At 72.8% G+C, this 19339-nt stretch carries 17 protein-coding genes; 4 read left to right on the forward strand and 13 right to left on the reverse strand.

Annotated elements, in window-relative coordinates:
- Positions 1 to 6: 6 nt before the first annotated feature.
- The 11 genes from rdgB to ABZV00_RS25320 form a co-directional block, all read right to left on the reverse strand.
- Positions 7 to 624, reverse strand: a complete 618-nt coding sequence (gene rdgB / locus ABZV00_RS25270) for an RdgB/HAM1 family non-canonical purine NTP pyrophosphatase (protein ID WP_355610185.1) — start codon at positions 622 to 624, stop codon at positions 7 to 9.
- Between the two features lie 52 nt (positions 625 to 676).
- Positions 677 to 1405: a ribonuclease PH gene (gene rph, locus ABZV00_RS25275; RefSeq protein ID WP_328424126.1), complete on the reverse strand. Its 729-nt coding sequence runs from the start codon at positions 1403 to 1405 to the stop codon at positions 677 to 679.
- Positions 1406 to 1414: 9 nt separating this feature from the next.
- Complete coding sequence (locus ABZV00_RS25280) at positions 1415 to 2584, reverse strand: glycosyltransferase (RefSeq protein WP_355610188.1); 1170 nt, start codon at positions 2582 to 2584, stop codon at positions 1415 to 1417.
- On the reverse strand, positions 2581 to 3726 hold the full coding sequence (locus ABZV00_RS25285) for a glycosyltransferase family 1 protein (protein WP_328424121.1): 1146 nt from the start codon (positions 3724 to 3726) through the stop codon (positions 2581 to 2583). Before ABZV00_RS25285 ends, ABZV00_RS25280 begins: the two co-directional genes overlap by 4 nt.
- 111 nt (positions 3727 to 3837) lie before the next feature.
- On the reverse strand, positions 3838 to 4581 hold the full coding sequence (locus tag ABZV00_RS25290) for an MBL fold metallo-hydrolase (RefSeq protein ID WP_355610190.1): 744 nt from the start codon (positions 4579 to 4581) through the stop codon (positions 3838 to 3840).
- Positions 4582 to 4805: 224 nt separating this feature from the next.
- Positions 4806 to 5771: a cysteine synthase gene (locus ABZV00_RS25295; protein ID WP_355610192.1), complete on the reverse strand. Its 966-nt coding sequence runs from the start codon at positions 5769 to 5771 to the stop codon at positions 4806 to 4808.
- 11 nt (positions 5772 to 5782) lie between these two features.
- The gene (locus ABZV00_RS25300) at positions 5783 to 6169 is read right to left on the reverse strand and encodes a MoaD family protein (protein ID WP_328424115.1); all 387 of its coding nucleotides are present in this window, start codon (positions 6167 to 6169) and stop codon (positions 5783 to 5785) included.
- Between the two features lie 66 nt (positions 6170 to 6235).
- Entirely contained in the window at positions 6236 to 6724 is a 489-nt protein-coding gene (locus tag ABZV00_RS25305; RefSeq protein WP_355610195.1) for a M67 family metallopeptidase, read from the reverse strand.
- A 52-nt stretch (positions 6725 to 6776) separates the two neighbouring features.
- Positions 6777 to 7271 carry a DUF2017 domain-containing protein gene (locus ABZV00_RS25310; protein ID WP_172899170.1) on the reverse strand — a complete coding sequence of 165 codons (495 nt, stop codon included), beginning with the start codon at positions 7269 to 7271 and terminating at the stop codon, positions 6777 to 6779.
- A 2-nt stretch (positions 7272 to 7273) separates the two neighbouring features.
- Entirely contained in the window at positions 7274 to 7564 is a 291-nt protein-coding gene (gene clpS / locus ABZV00_RS25315; protein ID WP_088946433.1) for an ATP-dependent Clp protease adapter ClpS, read from the reverse strand.
- Positions 7565 to 7712: 148 nt separating this feature from the next.
- The gene (locus ABZV00_RS25320; protein ID WP_355610197.1) at positions 7713 to 9263 is read right to left on the reverse strand and encodes a hypothetical protein; all 1551 of its coding nucleotides are present in this window, start codon (positions 9261 to 9263) and stop codon (positions 7713 to 7715) included.
- Positions 9264 to 9460: 197 nt separating this feature from the next.
- Here ABZV00_RS25320 and ABZV00_RS25325 point away from each other — a divergent pair, with 197 nt between their 5' ends.
- From ABZV00_RS25325 to ABZV00_RS25340, 4 genes are read left to right on the forward strand one after another with little or no spacing between them, the layout of a single operon-like run.
- Positions 9461 to 12139 (forward strand): LuxR C-terminal-related transcriptional regulator, encoded by a 2679-nt coding sequence (locus ABZV00_RS25325; protein ID WP_355610199.1) that lies wholly within the window; start codon positions 9461 to 9463, stop codon positions 12137 to 12139.
- A gap of 16 nt (positions 12140 to 12155) precedes the next feature.
- Positions 12156 to 13442 carry a nicotinate phosphoribosyltransferase gene (locus ABZV00_RS25330; RefSeq protein ID WP_355610201.1) on the forward strand — a complete coding sequence of 429 codons (1287 nt, stop codon included), beginning with the start codon at positions 12156 to 12158 and terminating at the stop codon, positions 13440 to 13442.
- A 50-nt stretch (positions 13443 to 13492) separates the two neighbouring features.
- A complete protein-coding gene (locus tag ABZV00_RS25335; protein ID WP_355610203.1) occupies positions 13493 to 14074 on the forward strand; it encodes an isochorismatase family protein in 582 nt (193 codons plus the stop codon).
- 40 nt (positions 14075 to 14114) lie between these two features.
- Complete coding sequence (locus ABZV00_RS25340) at positions 14115 to 15365, forward strand: MFS transporter (RefSeq protein ID WP_355610205.1); 1251 nt, start codon at positions 14115 to 14117, stop codon at positions 15363 to 15365.
- A 708-nt stretch (positions 15366 to 16073) separates the two neighbouring features.
- Here the strand turns inward: ABZV00_RS25340 and ctaD are convergent.
- Positions 16074 to 17834: a cytochrome c oxidase subunit I gene (gene ctaD / locus ABZV00_RS25345; RefSeq protein WP_355610207.1), complete on the reverse strand. Its 1761-nt coding sequence runs from the start codon at positions 17832 to 17834 to the stop codon at positions 16074 to 16076.
- A gap of 119 nt (positions 17835 to 17953) precedes the next feature.
- Positions 17954 to 19060, reverse strand: coding sequence for an FAD-dependent monooxygenase (locus ABZV00_RS25350; protein ID WP_355610209.1), 1107 nt, complete (start codon positions 19058 to 19060; stop codon positions 17954 to 17956).
- Positions 19061 to 19339 lie beyond the last annotated feature (279 nt).

The raw sequence follows: 19339 nt of genomic DNA on the forward strand, positions 1-19339 counted from the left end.
CGCGGGTCAGGCGGCGGGCGGCAGCACCTTGGCGACCAGCTTGGCCAGCTCGCGCAGCGCCTTGCCGCGGTGGCTGATCGCGTCCTTCTGCTCCGGGGTCAGCTCGGCGTTGGTCCGGTCCTGCCCGTCGCCCAGGAAGATCGGGTCGTAGCCGAACCCACCGTCGCCACGCGGGGCGCGCAGCACCCGCCCGGACTGCCGGCCGTCGACCAGGTGCTCCTTGCCGCCGGGCAGCACCAGCGCCACCGTGCAGACGAAAGAGGCGGCTCGCTCCTCGTCGGGCACGTCGGCGATCTGATCCAGCACCAACTGGAGGTTGGCATGGTCGTCGCCGTGCTGGCCGGACCACCGGGCGCTGAACACACCCGGCATCCCGTTGAGCGCGTCCACCGCCAGCCCGGAATCGTCGGCGATGGTCGGCAGCCCGGTACGCCGGCAGCCCTCCCGCGCCTTGATCAGCGCGTTCTCGCCGAAGGTCAGGCCGGTCTCCGGCAGCTCCGGGTACTGCTCGACGTCATCCAGCCCGAGCAGGGCGATCCGGTGCGCGCCGAGCGCGCCGTCCAGGATCCGCTGGAGTTCTACCAGCTTCTTGCGGTTGCGCGTGGCGAGCAGGACCTTGTTCATGAGAGATCACCTTTGTTCGCGGCTGCGGGGCTCGCAAGCTCACTCCTCGCGCTCACGAGCCGAGGGCCTTCCGCTGGGCTTCGGCCAGGTCCGCGCAGCCGGCGACGGCCAGGTCGAGCAGGGCGTCGAGCTGCTCCCGGGCGAACACGCCTGCCTCGCCGGTGCCCTGTACCTCGACGAAGTCGCCCGCACCGGTGCAGACCACGTTCATGTCCACCTCGGCGGCCACGTCCTCCTCGTAGCAGAGGTCGAGTCGCGCCTCGCCGGCGATGATCCCCACGCTGACCGCGGCCACCGAGCGGTGCATCACCTTCTCCGGCTTCCCGGCCAACGCCTTGCGGGCGGCCAGCCAGTCCACCGCGTCGTGCAGCGCCACGTAGGCGCCGGTGATCGCGGCGGTCCGGGTGCCGCCGTCGGCCTGGAGCACGTCGCAGTCGAGCACCACCGAGTTCTCGCCCAGCGCCTTGAGGTCGATGCAGGCGCGCAGGCTGCGGCCGATCAGCCGGGAGATCTCGTGGGTCCGGCCACCGACCCGGCCCTTGACGCTCTCCCGGTCGGAGCGGGTGTTGGTGGCCCGGGGCAGCATCGCGTACTCGGCGGTCACCCAGCCGAGCCCGGAGCCCTTGCGCCAGCGGGGCACCCCCTCGGTGACGCTCGCCGTGCAGAGCACCCGGGTGCCGCCGAACTCGACGAGCACCGAGCCCTCCGGATGGGTGCTCCAGCCTCGGGTCAGGGTCACCGGTCGAAGTTGATCGGGCCCTCGCCCGTCAGGTCGCGCCATGCCTGCACCCTATGTGGTGCGGTGATCTCCCTGCCCCGGGGTGCCCCGACCGGACTCCGCGCCGTGCACGCGGAGGAATCCGGCGACGGCCGCCGGCCAGCCGAACTCCTCGGCCCGGGCCCGGGCGGCCCGCCGCCGCTCCGCCTCCGGCCGGGCCGCCAGCCGGGTCACCGCCGCGGCCACCGACGCCCCCGAGCCGTACGCGGCCAGCCCCGCCGTCCCGACCACCTCGGGCAGCGCGCTGGCCGCGTTGACCACCACCGGGGTGCCACAGGCCAGTGCCTCCAGCCCGGCCAGGCCGAAGGTCTCCACCGGGCCGGGTGCCAGCACCACGTCCGCGCTGGCGAGCAGCGCGGCCACCGCGGCGCGGTCGGGCAGGAAGCCGGTGAACGTGACCGGCAGGCCGGCGGCGCGGCGGGCCAGCGCGGTGCGCAGCGGGCCGTCCCCGGCCATCACCAGCACCGCCGGCACGCCGGCCCGGCGCAGCTCGGCCAGCGCCCGCACGGCCAGCTCGGGGCGTTTCTCCGGGGACAGCCGGGCGCAGTGCACCAGCAACAGCTCGGTCGGGTCGGCGTAGCGCTCACGCAGCCGCGGGTCGGCCCGGTCGGGACGAAAGGTGCCCAGGTCCACCCCGAGCGGCACCAGGTCCACGTTGTCCGCGCCAATCCGGTCGAACTCCTCGGCCGCCCAGCGGGTGGTGCACACGATCCGGTCGTACGCCCGGCTGGTCGCCCGGTTGAGCCGGTCGGCGGTCGGTCGGCGCAGCGCGTCCGGCACGCCCCACTGGCCGAGCAGCCCGGTCAGCGACTCGTGCGAGACCATCACCGACGGCACCCCGTGCGCCTTCGCCCAACTCCCCGTCCAGCGCAGCGACGACCGGTCGGAGACCTCCAGCCGGTCCGGCGCCAACTCGGCGAGCACCCGGGCCAACCGGCGCCGACCGGCGAGCAGCCGGTAGCCGCCGCTGCCGGGCAGCTCCGGCCCGGGCAGAGTGACGACCCGACCCCACGGGTGCCTCTCGTCGGTGGCCCGTGGGCCGGGTATCACCAGCACCGGATCGTGCCCGGCCGCCCGGTAGCCCTCGCCGAGATGCCGCAGCGCGGTGCGCAGGCCGCCGGAGCGCGCGGTCACGAAGTTGGCGAGCCGCACGATCCGCAGCCCACCGGCCGTCCCGGTCACGACGCGGCTGGCAGGCCGACGGTGGCGGCCCCGGCCCGTACGGCGTGATAGTGGCCGATCAGCTCGTCGCCGACCGCGGCCCAGCTACGCCGGCCCACGGCGGCGCGGGCGGCCAGCCCGTACGCCCGCCGCCGGTCGGCGTCGGCGGCCAACTCGGCCACCGCGTCGGCCAGCGCGTCCCCGTCGTTCGGCGGCACCAGCAGCCCGGTCACCCCCGGGTCGACCAGGTCGACCGGCCCGCCGCTGGCCGGCGCCACCACCGGCACGCCGGAGGCCAACGCCTCCTGGAGGGTCTGGCCGAAGGTCTCGTGCGGACCCGTGTGCACGAACAGGTCCAGGCTGGCGTAGAGCCGAGCGAGGTCCTCGCCGTGCTGCACCCCCAGGAAGTTCACCCCGGGCAGCGCCCGCGCCAGTTGGCGGCGGGCCGGGCCGTCGCCGGCCACCACCACCCGTACGCCCGGCAGCCGGGAGGTCGCCGCCAGCAGCTCCACCCGCTTCTCCGGGGCCAGCCGGCCGACGTAGCCGACCAGCAGTTCCCCGCCGGGGGCCAACTGGTGGCGCAGCGCCGCGCAGCGCTTGGCCGGGTCGAACCGGACGGCGTCGACGCCCCGGCGCCACAGCCAGATCCGCTGTACCCCGTTGGCGATCAGGTCGGCCGCGGCCCGGGTGGACGGGGCGAGGGTGCGCTGCGCCGAGTTGTGAATCTCCCGAAGCCGACGCCAGGCTGCCGCCTCACCCCAGCCCACCCGGTACGCCCGGGCATAGGCCGCGACGTCGGTCTGGTAGACCGCCACCGTGGGCAGCCGGTGCCGGCTGGCCAGCGTGGCCGCCCGAGCGCCGAGGATGAACGGACTCGCCAGGTGGACCACGTCCGGCTCGGCCGACAGCAGCGCCCCGGCCAGCCGGGTGGTGGTCGGCACGCCCAGCCGGAAGCCCTGGTATCGGGGCAACGGCACGCTGGGGATGCGCACCACCGGGTACGGCAACCCGTCGGTGTCCTGCCGGCCGGCCCCGGACGGGGCGGGTGCGATGACGACCGGCTCGTGGCCCCGGGCGAGCAGGTGTTCCGCCGTCCGCACCACGGAGTGCGCGACGCCGTTCACGTCCGGCGGGAACGACTCGGTCACGATGGCGATCCGCATGCCCACACCGTGCGGGTGCCACGGGTGCGCCAGACGACCGTCCGCTGACCGGCTGGCGAACAGTACGGCACAACACCGCTGGCCGACCCCGGGAGACCGGGACGCGGTGGGTCAGATGTCGTAGCTGGCGCCGGCCCGGACCACCTCGAGCGGCCCGGTGTACGCACCGGCGGCCGACTCCAGCGTGTGCGCCTCGCTGCCCCAGGCGGCCACCAGGTGGGTGAGCAGCAGCCGGCCCACCACGGCCTTGGTCGCCGTCTCACCAGCCTCCCGGCCGGTGAGGTGCAGATCCGGCGGATTGTCCGCGCCGTCGAGGTAGCTGGCCTCGCACAGGAAGACGTCGGCGTTCTGGGCCAGCCGCAGCAGCGCGTCGCAGGGCGCGGTGTCCGAGGAGTAGCAGAGCGATCGGCCGCCGTGCTCCAGCCGCACGCCGTACGTCTCGACGGGGTGGTTGACCCGGTCGACGGTGACCGTGAACGGCCCGATCGGGAAGGTGCCCGGTTGGAGGGCGTAGAACTGGTAGACGTCCTCCACGGTGCCGTCGTCGCCGTACGCGGCACTGAGCCGGTCCGGCGCGCCGGAGGGCGCGTACACCGGTAGCGCCGGGCGGGGGCCGTCCGGGGCGTACCGGCGGACCACCACGTACGACACGGCGTCGAGGATGTGGTCGCAGTGCAGGTGGGTCAGCAGGATCGCGTCCGGGGCGTGCAGCCCCGCGTACCGCTGGAGGCTGGACAGCGAACCCGAGCCGAAGTCGACCAGGAGCCGGAAGCCGTCCGCCTCGACGAGGTAGGCCGAACACGGCGACTCGGGGCCGGGGAAGCTCCCGGCGCAACCCAGAACGGTCAGTCGCATCGAGTCGTCTCGCTGTCACTGTCAGTAGCATCCGTGTCGGCCATCGTCCAGGCCGTGATCTCTACCGACGCGTGAGCCACGCTGCGCAGCCTACGCCGGGGTACCCGGCAGCAAGAATCATCCTCTGGAAGTTGTCACGAACGTGACACCTGTTCACGAGGCTGCGGACAGCGTGCGGGCCGCCGACGCGAGCGTCGACGGCCCGTACAAACCGACCGGATTGGTCAGGCCCAGAGCTGGCCCTCCAGGGCGTCCTCGGCGTCGGCCAGCGTCCCGCCGTACGCGCCGGTGGACAGGTACTTCCAGCCGCCGTCGCAGACCACGAAGGCCACGTCGGCACGGCGACCGTCGCGGACCGCCTCATGCGCCACCGCGAGCGCGGCGTGCAGGATGGCGCCGGTGGAGAAGCCGGCGAAGATGCCCTCCACGTCGACGAGCTGCCGGGTGCGCAGCACCGCGTCCCGGGTGCCCACCGAGAAGCGCCGGGAGAGCACCGAGGCGTCGTAGAGCTCCGGCACGTACCCCTCGTCGATGTTGCGCAGGCCGTAGACCACCTCGCCGTAGCGCGGCTCGGCGGCCACGACCTGGATGCCGTCGACCTTCTCCCGCAGGTAGCGTCCGGTGCCCATCAGGGTGCCGGTGGTGCCCAGCCCGGCCACGAAGTGCGTGATGGTGGGCAGGTCGTGCAGCAGTTCCGGGCCGGTCGTCTCGTAGTGCGCCCGGGCGTTCGCCTCGTTGCCGTACTGGTAGAGCATCACCCAGTCCGGGTGCTCGGCGGCGATCTGCTTGGCCGTGGCGACGGCCTGGTTGGAGCCACCCGCCGCCGGCGAGAAAATGATCTCAGCGCCGTACATCCGGAGCAGCTGGACCCGCTCGGTGGAGACGTTCTCCGGCATCACGCAGACCAGCCGGTAGCCGCGCAGCTTGGCCACCATGGCCAGCGAGATGCCGGTGTTGCCACTGGTCGGCTCCAGGATGGTGTCACCCGTCCGGAGCCGGCCGGACTCCTCCGCGGCGCGGACCATGAACAGCGCCGCGCGGTCCTTGATGCTGCCGGTCGGGTTCCGGTCCTCCAGCTTGGCCCAGAGCCGCACCGGAGGCGCCCCGTCGGGCACAGTCGGGGAGAGTCGGGGCAGGCCGACCAGCGGCGTACCCCCGCAGGCGTCGAGCAGGCTGTCGTACCGCGCCATGGTGACCGCCCTCAGCGGGCGGCGACGGCGCCGCGAGCCACCGCGGCTGCGGCGCTGTGCTGACTGATCGCCGCTGCCGCGGCGCTGTGCTGGCTGATCGCCGCTGCCGCGGCGAAGCCGAACGCGCCGCCGGCCACGGCCGGCAGGATGGTGACGCTGTCGCCATCGGCGAGCTTGGCGTCCAGCGCGCCGAGGAAGCGGACGTCCTCGTCGTTGACGTAGACGTTGACGAAGCGGTGCAGCGTGCCGGCCTCGGTGACCAGCCGGCCCCGCAGCCCGCCGTGCCGGGAGTCCAGATCGGCGAGCAGGTCGCTCAGGGTGTCGCCGGCGCCTTCGACGACCTTGGCGCCGCCGGTGTAGCTGCGCAGGATGGTGGGGATGCGAACCTCAATGGCCATGATGTCGTGCTCCTCGTTCAGGTGTGCCTACGGTGACGGGACGAAACGGGTGCGGCTGCTGACGGGTCAGCGGCCGGAACACTCGTAGTCGACCGTCGCCGGGCTCTGCCCGAACATGTAGGACTGGACGGCATGCGGGTCGACCCCGGCCTCCACGATCCGGACCGGCTCCTCGGCGATTACACCGTCGACGATCCGGAACGACCGGATCTCCTCCGAGTCGGGCTCGCGGGTCGAGACGAGCAGGTAGTGCGCGCCCGGCTCACCGGCGAAGGAGACGTCCGTCCGCGAGGGGTACGCCTCGGTGGCGGTGTGCGAGTGGTAGATGACCACGGGCTCCTCGTCCCGGTCGTCCATCTCCCGCCACACCCGCAGGTGCTCCATCGAGTCGAACTCGTAGAAGGTCATCGACCGCGCGGCATTGTCCATCGGGATGTGCCGGGTCGGGGTGTCGCTGCCGACGGGACCGGCGACCACGCCGCACGCCTCGTCGGGGTGGTCCCGGCGCGCGTGGGCGACGATCGCGTCGATGATCGACCGGTCGATGCTCAGCACGTGTTCCAGCCTAACGCCTGCCGGGCACGGGCCGAAGTGGTGCCGGTCACCGCTAGTCGATCAAGGCGTTGAGCAGCGACTCCTGCAGATATCCCAGGTACGCGTAGACCGACAGCTGGAACACCCGGCTGGAGGCCGGGTCCTCGGCCACCGCGTCGTCCAACTCCTCGCCCAGGTCCGTGCCGTCCTTGATCTCCAGCCGGACGCCCATCGCCAGCCGGGCGTCGTTCAGCGCCCGCAGCCACGCCTCGGCCGCCTCGGCGTCCAGCCGCACCTCGCCGCCGGCCTCATCGGGCAGCGCGGCCAGGATCGCCCCGGCCTGGTCGATCTTCGCGGTCTTCAGGTCGCCCTCGGTGTAACGGCGGAACTCGGCGGAGCCGGCCGCGTCCTCCGGGTAGACCGCCGGGAAGAGCCGGCCGACAACCGGGTCGGTGTGGTCGAAGCCGTCGGTGAGCAGGCCGACCACCTCGGAGGCGACCTTGCGCAGCACCCGCACCTCGTCGACGGCGAAGGTGGCGACGTAGCGGCCGGCCTGGCGACGGAACATGCTCACGAGCGGTCCACCGTCGCCCACAGCCCATACGCGTGCAGTTGCGACGCGTCGTGCTCCATGCGTTCCCGGGCGCCGGTGGAGACCACGGCCCGGCCCTTGTGGTGCACGTCCAGCATGAGCTGCTCGGCCCTCTCCCGGCTGTAGCCGAAAAGCTTCTGGAAGACCCAGGTCACGTACGTCATCAGGTTGACCGGGTCGTCCCACACGATCGTCACCCATTGCCGGTCAGACGCCGGCACCTCGTCAGTGTCCGGCGTCTCGACCGGTGCAACCTGCGGAGCCGCCATGCCCCCCATCGTGCCACCGGTTTCCCGGAACCGAGGAACCGGAACGCCGGCCCGGCGAGGATCGCCCACTCCGGCCGCCCCGGACCCGCCCTGGACGTCGTCGAACGCGAGGTGTGGTACCGACCCGGGTCGGGGGGCAGCCACGGCGTCAGGCGAGCAGGATGCCGTGGTCGACTGCATCGGAGAGCACCGCGCCCAGCGAGAGGCGGATCACCTCGAACCGTCGGGAGATCTCCCGGGACAATCCCAGCTCGACCTCCCGCAGCGCCCGCTGGGACCACGCCCGCGCGGCGTTGTGGTCGTCGTTGCCGGGAGTGCGCCACGTCTGCCAGCACCCACCGGAGAGCGCCACCGCGACCGGCGGGAGCACCTCGTCGCGCGACGCCGCCGGATAGCCGGACAGCGCGTCGATCGCCTCCGGGCCGGTCAGATTGGCCACCCCGGCCGTGCTGGTGATCAGCAACACCCGGTCCAGGTCGCGCCCGTGCCGGTGGTCAGCCAGGCCGTACTGCACGGCCGTGGCGATCCGGCGGCGCACGCCCTCGGCCAGCGGAGCGCCGAGCACCCGGGTCGCGGCATCGGCCACGATGCCCCGCACCGCGTGGTCGCACTGGGCGGTGGCCAACAGCGACAACGCGGCCATCTCCCGGTCCAGCAGCTCGGGCAGGCCGGCGCAGCCGACCCCGAAGACGATCTCCTGAACCACCCGCAGGTGGGTGTTCGCCAACTCCAGCGCGAGGTACTGGCGGATCCGCTGGGCGCAGGAGCGGGTCTGCCGGTCAAGCTGCTCGGACCAGTCCCCCGGGTCAGCGACCACGGCCACCCGGTCGTGCCGGCCCGGCAGCACCGGCGGATCCACGCTGGCCCGGTGCAACCCCTCGTCGGCCGACCAACCCACCAGCGCCCGGCGCAGGTCCGCAGCGGTGTCGGTGTCGGCGACCGGGAACCACCGCGCGCCGGCCAGTGCGGGCACCGCGGCCAGCAGCACCGCCCGGTGCGCCTCCACGGTCACCGCGACCGGGTCGACCTCGCCGGGCAGACCGCCGGCCGGCGGGACGGACGCCCCCGCGTCCTCCGTCGTCGCCGCGCCGTCGGGCACCGGCGCCCAGCCCGCCGCGCCGGGGGTGACCGCGAAGACGACCTTCACCGGGGCCGGGGCCACCTCGGCGAGCAGGTTCAACTCCGCGGCGGTGAACGCCTGGTCGGCCGCGATCACGAAGAGCAACGCGCCGGCCCGGCCGACCGCGTCGAGCAGCACCCGACCCCCGGCCACGCCGAGCGTGCCGCTGTCCGGCGTGTCGATCAGGGTGAAGTGCCGCAGCAGCGGCTCCGGCACGCTCAACTCGACACGCCGGGGCGGGCGGGCCAGCGCCGGGCCGGCCGCGTCCCGGTCCGCGCCGTACGAGTGCGGCTGGCGGTAGCCCGGCACGTACGCCGCGCGGGTGGGCTCCTTGGCGTGCCGCACCACCAGCCAACTGCCCGCCGGCACGGTGAGCATGACCGGGTCGAGCCCGAGCAGGGTGGCGAGCACCGCGCGCCGCTCGGCGCCGGCCGGGCCGACGGCGACCACGCCGAGCGGCTCCTCCGGAGCGGGGCCGGTCACCCCGACCTGGGTGGGCAGCGGGCCGCAGCGCGGCAGCTCGACTGGGCCGGCCATGTCGTCCGACGAGTCGACCGAGGGGAGAGGGCCCTGCTTCATCAGGTGGCCTCCCAGGGCAGGCGACCGGCGCGCCGGTCGCGTTGAAAATCCGGTGACAGTACCCGGATATCGGAACAGTACGGGCGGCCCGATGACCGGACGGAACACTACACATACTCACCGGTAATCACGAGATTACTCAACTTCGCTGCGTGACGGTCCGCGCGCAGACAGGTTTCGATGGATATGCTGCCCGGATGAGTCGATGGACGTTCGTCGGCCGAACCGACGAGCTCAACCGCCTGCTGGCGGCGGTGACCGGCGGGGCCGGCCGGGGGCTCTTCTTCAGCGGCAGCGCGGGCATCGGCAAGAGCCGGCTGCTGCGCGAGGGCGTGAGCACCCTGCCCACCGACCGGTACGCGATCTGGTCCATCGCGGCCAGCGCCACCACCGCCGCGCTGCCGTTCGGCGGGCTGGTGCAGGTCCTCCCCGCCGAGCAACCCCAGGGGCTCTCCCCCGCCGGCATCCTGCGCTGGGCCCTGGGCGTGCTGCACCAGCAGGCGGCCGGCCGCCGGATCGTGCTCGCCATCGACGACGCGCACCTGCTCGACCCGCCCTCGGCGGCGCTCGTGCATCTCGTCGCCCGGGACGAGAACGCCACCGTGGTCGGCACCCTGCGCGACGGCGAGCAGATCCCGCTGCCGATCCGGGCACTCTGGACCGACGACCTGGTCGAGCACATCGAGCTGACCCCGATGCCACAGGCGGAGACCGCCGGCCTGCTGGCGGCGATCCTGGATGGCCCGGTCGACGCCGGCTCCGCCGACCGGCTCGGCCGCCTGTCGTCCGGCAACCCACTGCTGCTGCGCGAGCTGGTGCACGCCGCCAACGGCAGCGCGGAGCTGAAGCGCACCTACGGCATCTGGAAGTGGACCGGGCGCCTGGAACTGGCACCCAACCTGACCGACCTCATCGACACCCGGGTCGGGCAGCTCACCGACGGTGTCCGCACGATCGTCGAGCTGGTCGCCTTCGGCGAACCGCTGGGCCTGCACCTCCTCAACCTGGCCGCCGACCCGGTCGACGTGGAGATCGCCGAGGAACGCGGGCTGATCAGCGTCGTACAGAGCGACCGACGGACCGACGTCCGGCTGGCCCACCCGCTCTACGGCGAGGTGATGCGCCGCCGCTGCCCGGTCAGCCGCACCCGACGACTCCAGGCGCACCTCGCCGAGCTGTTGGAGCGGGTCGGAAAGCGCCGCCGCGACGACCTCCTGCGGGTGGCGGTGTGGCGGCTCGACTCGGGCACCGCGCAGGACGCCGCCCTGCTGGTGGACGCCGCAGTGCAGGCGTTCACCCGCTACGACGTGCCGCTCGCGACCCGGCTGGCCCGCGCCGCGCTGAACGCCGACGGCGGCTCGGACTCGGCGGAGCTGCTGGCGACCATCCTGATGTTCGCCGACCGGCCGGACGAGGCGATCGACGTCCTCGACGCGGTGACTCCCGAACCCGGCGACGAGCGGCGGCTCTGCCGGTGGCTGACCGTGCGGGGGATGGTCAGCTACTGGGGGCTGAGCCAGGAGTCCACGGTGGAGGAGATCGCGAGCCGGGTCGAGCAGCTCAGCGACTCCGCCGACCGGTCCCGGGTGCACGCCTTCGAGGCGATCATGCGACTGCACCGGCTGGACACGACCACCTCCGTGCGGCTCAGCCAGCGGGTGCTGGACCGCCCGGCAGCGAGCGTCGCCGCCCGCGAGCTGGCCCGCAGCACCATCGCGTACGTCCAGGCCGCGCAGGGCCAGCTCGCCCGCAGCGGTACGGCAATCGCCCAGGTGCACTCCGCGGCGGCCAGCTGGCGTACCGACATGCCGTACCTGCAACTGGCCCTGGAGCTGGCCCGGGGCACCCGGCTCATGCTCACCGGCGACCTGGCCGGGATCGACGCGATCGTGGCCGACGAGTTCGCCGACCTCGCGGGCGCCGGTGACTTCCGGCTCGGCACCGGGTACCTGGCCATCCTCCAGGCGTACGCGGCCCGCCTGCGCGGGCAGAGCGACGCGGCGATGCGGACCTCGCTGGGCGCCTGCGCGGTGCTGGCCACGAGCCGGGTCTACGCCGGTCTGGCCCAGGCCGAGCGGGCCCAGGCGGCGGCCCTGCGCGGCGACGCGGCGCAGGCAACCGAGGCGATGGCCGAGGCCGACCGCACCCACTCGCCGAGCATGGCGGTGCTCTATCCGTGGCTGGAGCAGGCCCGAGGCGCCGTGCTCGCCGCGTCGGGCGACGTGCCCGGCGCGGCAAAGCAACTCAACGATCTGGTGGACCGGCTGCGCGCGGACGGCTTCGCCGGGCACGAGGTGCACGCCCTGCACGACCTGGTCCGGCTGGACCAGGCCGGCGCACCGGTCGGGCCGACCTGCTCCGACGGCGGCCGACGCACCGTCGCGCAGCGCCTCGCGGAGCTCTCCGAGCGGGTCGACGGGGTGCTCCCGCCATTGCTGGCCCGGCATGCCCGGGCCGCAGTGACCGACTCCGCCCCGGATCTGCTCGCGGTCGCCGACGACTACGCCGCGCTGGAACTGCACGTGTACGCCGCCGAAGCCACCGCCCAGGCGCTACACCGGCTGCGGCAGCAGCACTCGCCGGCGGCCGGTGAGGCCCGGGAGCGCCTGGCCGGGCTGCTCGGCCGCTGCGAGCTGATCCGCACGCCGGCGCTGCACGCCGGGGCGCCGGTGCTGACCGAACGGGAGTGGCAGGTGGCCCGCCTCGCCGCCCACGGCGCGACCAGCAAGGCCATCGCCGAGCGGCTCTATCTCTCCGCCCGCACCGTGGAGAACCACCTCCAGCGGATCTACACCAAGCTCGGCGTGACCGCCCGGGCCGAGCTGTGGGCTGCGCTGCGATCGATCCCGGGGCACGAAAGCGGCGACTCAGGCTGAACCTTAGGCTTGGGCGGTGAGCACCCTCCGCCCCGCGCTTCTGACCGACCACTACGAGCTGACGATGGTCAGTGCGGCTCTGAAGGACGGCACCGCCGACCGCCGCTGCGTCTTCGAGGTGTTCAGCCGTCGGCTGCCGACCGGCCGCCGGTACGGCGTGGTCGCCGGGACGGCCCGGCTGATCGACCTGATCCGTGACTTCCGGTTCGACCCGACGGAGATCGACTTCCTGAGCCGGACCGGTGTGGTCGACGAGGCGGGCGCGGCCTGGCTCGCCGACTACCGCTTCACAGGCGACATCGACGGGTACGCCGAGGGTGAGCTGTTCTTCCCCAATTCGCCGATCCTCACCGTCTCGGGCGGCTTCGCCGAGTGCGTGGTGCTGGAGACCCTGGTGCTCTCCGTGCTCAACCACGACAGCGCGGTGGCGGCCGCGGCGGCCCGCATGGTGACCGCCGCGCGGGGTCGCGCGCTGATCGAGATGGGTTCGCGGCGGGCGCACGAGGAGGCCGCGGTGGCCGCGGCGCGGGCGGCGTACCTGGCCGGGTTCCGGTTCACCTCCAACCTCGCCGCCGGTGCGCGCTACGGCATCCCCACCGCGGGCACAGCGGCGCACGCGTTCACCCTGCTGCACCACGACGAGCGGGCGGCGTTCGCATCGCAGGTCGCCACGCTGGGCAAGGACACCACGCTGCTGGTCGACACGTACGACATCAGCCAGGGCATTCGCAACGCGATCGCGGTGGCCGGGCCGGAGTTGCGGGCGGTACGGATCGACTCGGGTGACCTGGCGGTAATCGCTCAGCAGTGCCGGGAGCTGCTGGACTCGCTGGGCGCCACCGAGACCAAGATCATCGTCTCCGGCGACCTGGACGAGCACGCCATCGCTTCGCTGGCCGCCGAGCCGGTGGACATGTACGGCGCAGGCACGGCCGTGGTCACCGGCTCCGGGGCGCCGACCGCCGGGCTGGTCTACAAGCTCGTCGAGGTCGAGGGGCGGCCGGTGGTGAAGCGCTCCGAGCACAAGGCGACCATCGGTGGCCGGAAGGTGGCGGTCCGCCGGCACAAGCCGACCGGCACCGCCACCGAGGAGATCATCGTTCCGCAGGGCGTACCGGACCGGCAGCCCAACGACCGGATGCTCCAGCACTCGTACGTGGTCGACGGTGAGCCGGTAGCCCTGCCCTCCCTGGACGAGTCGCGGGAACACCTGCGCGAATGCCTGATCTCCATCCCGTGGGAGGGGCTGAAGCTCTCCGGCGGCGATCCGGCCGTACCGGTCAGCGTCGTACCCGCCGACTGAGTTCATCCAGGACCGGCACCGCAGACCCGATCATGAGGAGGGAGACCTCGATGGCCAATGCGCTGATCATCGTGGACGTGCAAAACGACTTCTGCGAGGGCGGCTCGCTGGCCGTCGGGGGCGGCGCGGATGTGGCCGTTGGCATCTCTCGGCTGCTCGCCGCCGAGCCGGACCGCTGGGCACACGTGGTCGCCACCAAGGACTACCACATCGACCCGGGCGCGCACTTCGGCGATCCGCCGGACTTCGTGGAGTCCTGGCCCCGGCATTGCGTGGTCGGCACCAGCGGCTCGGAGTTCCACCCCGATCTGGACACCGGGCGGGTCGAGGCGATCTTCCACAAGGGCGAGCACGCGGCGGCGTACTCCGGGTTCGACGGGCACGCCGACGACGGCGAGTGCCTGGCCGACTGGCTGCGCCGGCACGACGTGGACCAGGTCGACGTGGTCGGCATCGCCACCGACCACTGCATCCGGGCGACCGCGCTGGACGCCGCCCGGGAGGGCTTCGCCACCACCGTGCTGCTCGAACTGACCGCCGCGGTCGCTCCGGAGACCACCGACGTGGCGCTGCGGGCGCTGGACGGTGCCGGGGTGACCATGCACGGTCAGCCTGTGATCAGGGCCGCATGAGGCGGTAATTGGTTGGTCATCCGCCCGCCGCCGGTCGAGGATGTCGCCGGAGGTACGGACCCACGTGAACATGAAGCCTTACCGGGCAGCGCTCGCCGTGCCCGGCCTGCGGTCGCTGCTGCTGCTCGCCGTCCTCGCCCGCATCCCGCTCACCGCGACCGGTGTGACGCTGACCTTCTACGTCGTGCTCGACCTCGACCGGGGCTACGGGGCGGCTGGCCTGGTCGGTGCGGCCGTCACGGTGGGCGCGGCGATCGGCGGCCCGCTGCTCGGCCGGCTGGTGGACCGGCGTGGCCTGCGCCCGGTCCTGGTGCTCACCGCGATCGCCGAGGCGGTGTTCTGGACCACCGCGCCCTCGCTGTCGTACCCACTGCTGCTGCCGGCCGCCTTCGTGGCCGGCTCGCTCGCCCTGCCCATCTTCTCGGTGGTCCGCCAGTCGATCGCCGCGATGGTCCCGGAGGATCGGCGCCGCCCGGCGTACGCGCTGGACTCGATGTCGGTGGAGCTGTCCTTCATGATCGGCCCGGCGCTGGCAGTGGCCCTGGTCACGGCGATCTCCGCGCGCACGACCCTGTACCTGGTCGGTGCCGGCATCGTCGCCGCCGGGATCGGCCTGTGGCTGCTCAACCCGCCCACCCGGAGTGCCAGCGAGCCGACCGGCCCGCGACGCCGGGTGCCCCGCCGCGAGTGGCTGACCCCCCGATTGCTCGCGGTGCTGGCCGTCAGTACCGCCGCCACGCTGGTGCTCGGCGGCACCGACGTGGCGGTGGTGGCCGTGCTGCGGGCGAGCGGCGAGGTCGGCTGGACCGGCGCGGTTCTGTCCATCTGGGCGGTCGCCTCGCTGGCCGGCGGCTTCGCCTACGGCGCCGTGCACCGTTCAGTCTCCCCACTGGCCCTGACCGCGGCGCTCGGCCTCTGCACCATCCCGATCGGGCTGGGCGGCGCGCACTGGTGGCTGCTCTGCCTGGCATTGATCCCCGCCGGCGCGCTCTGCGCGCCGACCATCGCGGCCGCCTCGGACGCGGTCAGCCGGCTGGCTCCGCCCGAGGTACGCGGAGAGGCGATGGGCCTCCACGGGTCGGCGGTCACCGTCGGCATCGCGATCGGCGCTCCACTCGCCGGCGCGGTGATCGACGCCAGCGCGCCGCTCTGGGGCTTCGTGGTGACCGGCGCGCTGGGCACGCTGGTGACCCTGGTGGTGCTCCCGATCGAGCTGCGCCGCCGCCGCAACGCCGTCACGGCCGCCCTGGCGCCGCCCGTCGAAGCCGACGTCACCCCCGTCGCCCGCTGACGTCCCGGGTCCCCACCCCGGTGGGCGGCAACGCGCCCGTCCCGCCTGGTTGGCGCTGCGATTGCCAGCCTTGAGAGCGGGCCGGCACCGGGGCAGCCGACACCGGGGCAGCGGGCACCGGGCGGCCGGCGCCGGGCCAGCCGGCGCCGGGCCAGCCGGCGCCGGGCCAGCCGGCGCCGGGCCAGCCGGCGCTGTTCTCAGGGGCCACGTCGAGATGGCGACGATCGTCCGGGCGGCATGCACAAAAGAGGGTGATACCTGTGAGGCATAAATATGCCTCACAGGTATCACCCTCATCTGGAACAGTGGCCGGACAGCCGGGACGGACGACCCCGGGGCCGGGCGGAAGCGCAGACCGAACCGAAGCAAGCCGAGCGAGCCAGGCCGGGCGGAAGCGCGGGCCGAGCTGAGCCGCCGGCCGGCTGCGCTAGCTGAGCCGACTCGGAACCGAACCGAGCCGAACCGAACCGAACCGCGCTGCGCCGATCCGCGCTGCGCCAGCCGGGCAGCCAAGCCGAACGAACCGAACCGCGCCAGCCACGCCGAGCCGAGCCACGCCGGCCGGGCAGCCGCGCCAAGCCAGTCGGGCCGGGCGGGTCGGGCCGGGCATGAGGCGAGCGCGGGTCTGACGGTGGCCGGACATGGCGACGGGCGCCGCTCCCGGTGGTCCCGGGGGCGGCGCCCGTCGTACGGCTGCTGAGCTGAGCGTCAGTGCCGATCGATGTCGCTGGCGGTGTCCTCGCGGTAGCTGGCCCCGCCGTCCGACTCGCTGGTGAGCGGCTTGGCGCCACCCTCCGGCGGGCCGGCCAGGCTCTGGCCGCCGGCGGCCAGCTCCGGGAACTTCATGTCGAACGCCGGGCGCTCGGAGCGGATCCGGGGCATCCGGTCGAAGTTGCGCAGCGGCGGCGGGCTGCTGGTCGCCCACTCCAGCGAGTTGCCGTAACCCCACGGGTCGTTCACCTCGACCACCGGGCCGGTCTTGTACGACTTCCAGCAGTTGTAGATGAACGGCAGCGTGGAGATACCGGTGATGAACGCGCCGATCGTGGAGACCATGTTCAGCGTGGTGAAGCCATCGCTAGGCAGGTAGTCGGCGTACCGACGGGGCATGCCCTCGTTGCCGAGCCAGTGCTGCACCAGGAAGGTGGTGTGGAAGCCGATCATGGTGAGCCAGAAGTGCACCTTGCCCAGGCGCTCGTCGAGCATCCGGCCGAACATCTTCGGGAACCAGAAGTAGATGCCGGCGAAGACCGCGAACACGATGGTGCCGAAGAGCACGTAGTGGAAGTGCGCCACCACGAAGTACGAGTCGTGCACGTGGAAGTCGAGCGGCGGGCTGGCCAGCAGCACGCCGGTGAGACCACCGAAGAGGAAGGTGACCAGGAAGCCGATCGCGAACAGCATCGGCGTCTCGAAGCTGATCTGCCCCCGCCACAGGGTGCCGATCCAGTTGAAGAACTTCATACCGGTGGGCACGGCGATCAGGTAGCTCAGGAAGCTGAAGAACGGCAGCAGCACCTGGCCGGTCGCGAACATGTGGTGCGCCCAGACGCTCATCGAGAGCGCGGCGATCGCGATGGTCGCGGCGACCAGCCCCTTGTAGCCGAAGATCGGCTTGCGGGAGAAGACCGGGATGACCTCGCTGATGATGCCGAAGAACGGCAGCGCGATGATGTAGACCTCGGGGTGCCCGAAGAACCAGAACAGGTGCTGCCAGAGCATCGGCCCACCGGTCGCCGGGTCGTACACGTGGGCGCCGAGGAGGCGGTCCGCGGCGAGCGCGAACAGCGCGGCGGCCAGCAGCGGGAAGACCAGGATCACCAGGAGGCTGGTGACCAGCATGTTCCAGGTGAAGATCGGCATCCGGAACATGGTCATGCCCGGCGCGCGCAGGGTCAGGATCGTCGTGATCAGGTTGACCGCACCGAGGATCGAGCCGAGGCCGGAGATGGCCAGCCCCATCACCCACATGTTGGCGCCGACGCCGGGCGAGTGCTCGACGCTGCTCAGCGGCGTGTACGCGGTCCAACCGAAGTCGGCGGCACCGCCCGGGGTGAGGAAGCCGGCGGTCGCCATCGTCCCGCCGAACAGGAACAGCCAGTAGGCGAAGCTGTTCAGCCGCGGGAAGGAGACGTCGGGTGCACCGATCTGCAGCGGCACGACGTAGTTGGCGAACGCGAACACGACCGGCGTCGCGAAGAACAGCAACATGATCGTGCCGTGCATGGTGAAGAGCTGGTTGTACTGCTCGGGCGACAGGAACTGCATCCCGGGTCGCGCCAGCTCAGCCCGCATGACCAGGGCCATCAGGCCACCGATCATGAAGAACACGAACGCGGTGACCATGTACATGATCCCGATTTGCTTCGCGTCCGTAGTACGAAGCAGCCGCGCGATGGCCGACCCCTTGACCGGCTCCCGGACCGGCCAGGGCCGGGTCACGACCAGCTTGGGTGCGACGGTGGTCACGAGTGGCCTCCGGTTCTCGGTTGTCCCGCTCGGCACACGCTGGTTATCGGCGGGCCGTTATCCGCAGGAAGAATAGTCCCCGGCAGGTCGGAGCGCCGCGTGGGGTGGCGGGACACGATCTACAGCGGCCCGACCAGCAAGCGGTAGTGCTCTCCGAAGATCCGACCGCCCCGTCCGCGCAATAGCGGGTCGCGCAGCGCTGGCGGCACGTCCCTGGTCCGGTTGCGGTCCCGGGTCCGGTCCCGCACCCAGCGGGTACGCGGACGGCGGCGACTCTCGTACGCGACCAGGGCCGCCTCCACGCTGCCGGCAGCGCGCAGCGACTCGGCCAGCACCACCGCGTCCTCCAGCGCCATGGCCGCACCCTGGGACAGTGTCGGCGCGGTGGCGTGCGCGGCGTCGCCAACCAGCAGCACCCTCCCCCGGTGCCAGCGCCCCAGCTCCACCTCGTCGGTGATCCCGACGTGCACCCCGTCGAGCGCCGCGAGCACCTCGGGGACCGGGCCGCGGTAGTCGGCGAAGAGTTCGCGCAGCCGGGCCAGCGGGTTGGCCGGCGCTTCGGTGCCGGCCTCATCGGCGTAGCAGTGCAGCCGACCGGCGCCGATCGGCACCATCAGGAACCCGGAGCGCTGACCGAGCAGGGCGGTCCACTCGCTGACCGGCGGACCGTCGCGCAACACGGCCCGGTAGACCACCTGCCCGACGGGTCGGGGCGGCCCGCCGAGCGAGGCCAGCGCGCGGACCGAGGAGCGCGGCCCGTCGGCGCCGATGACCAGGTCGTACTCGGTGCTGGTGCCGTCGGTGAAGGTGACCCCGACCCCGCCCGGGAGCAGGTCCAGGGTGCGGACCTCGGCGCCGTGCCGGACGGCGCCGCCGGCTCCGCTGAGCAGCACCCGGTGCAGGTCCGCCCGGGGCAGCGCCCGGCACTCGCCGACGCTGGCCCAGAGGGTGTCGAGGTCGACTTCGCAGAGCGGCGCGCCAGCGGCGTCGAAGAAGCGCTGCCGGCGGATCACCTGCCCGAGTGGGCGTACCGGGTCGTGCAGGTCCAGCCGGTGCAGCGCGCGGGCCGCGTTGCCCGGCAGGTAGAGGCCGGTCTCGGTGGACTCCCCCGGCGGCAGCTTGTCGGTGACGTCGGGCCGGAAGCCCGCCAGGCGTAGCGCCCGGGCCACGGCCAGGCCGGCAATGCCCGCGCCGACGACGAGGATGCGCAGGGGGGAGCCACCCATGGTGGTGTACGCCTCCGGAGGGGATGCGGCACGCGTTGGAGGCAACACGCTACTCGGCGCTATCGGCGCACACCAGGGCCCATTTGGCCCGCCCGGAGTCGCTCGTCGGCGACTCCCGCCGCTTAGCTGGACGTCCGCTGGCGACCGTCCGGCGCGGGCGTGGCAATCCTCACATTTCACCAGTTTGACGCGTACGGTTGCGCACCACTATCAGACATGTAAATGTGTCATCAAGCGTGGGAGCGCTCCCGTACCTGCCCCGACCTCATTTCGGCGCCC

It is taken from the genome of Micromonospora sp. NPDC005173 (assembly GCF_040608515.1).
In the GTDB taxonomy this organism is placed as follows: Bacteria; Actinomycetota; Actinomycetes; order Mycobacteriales; family Micromonosporaceae; genus Micromonospora.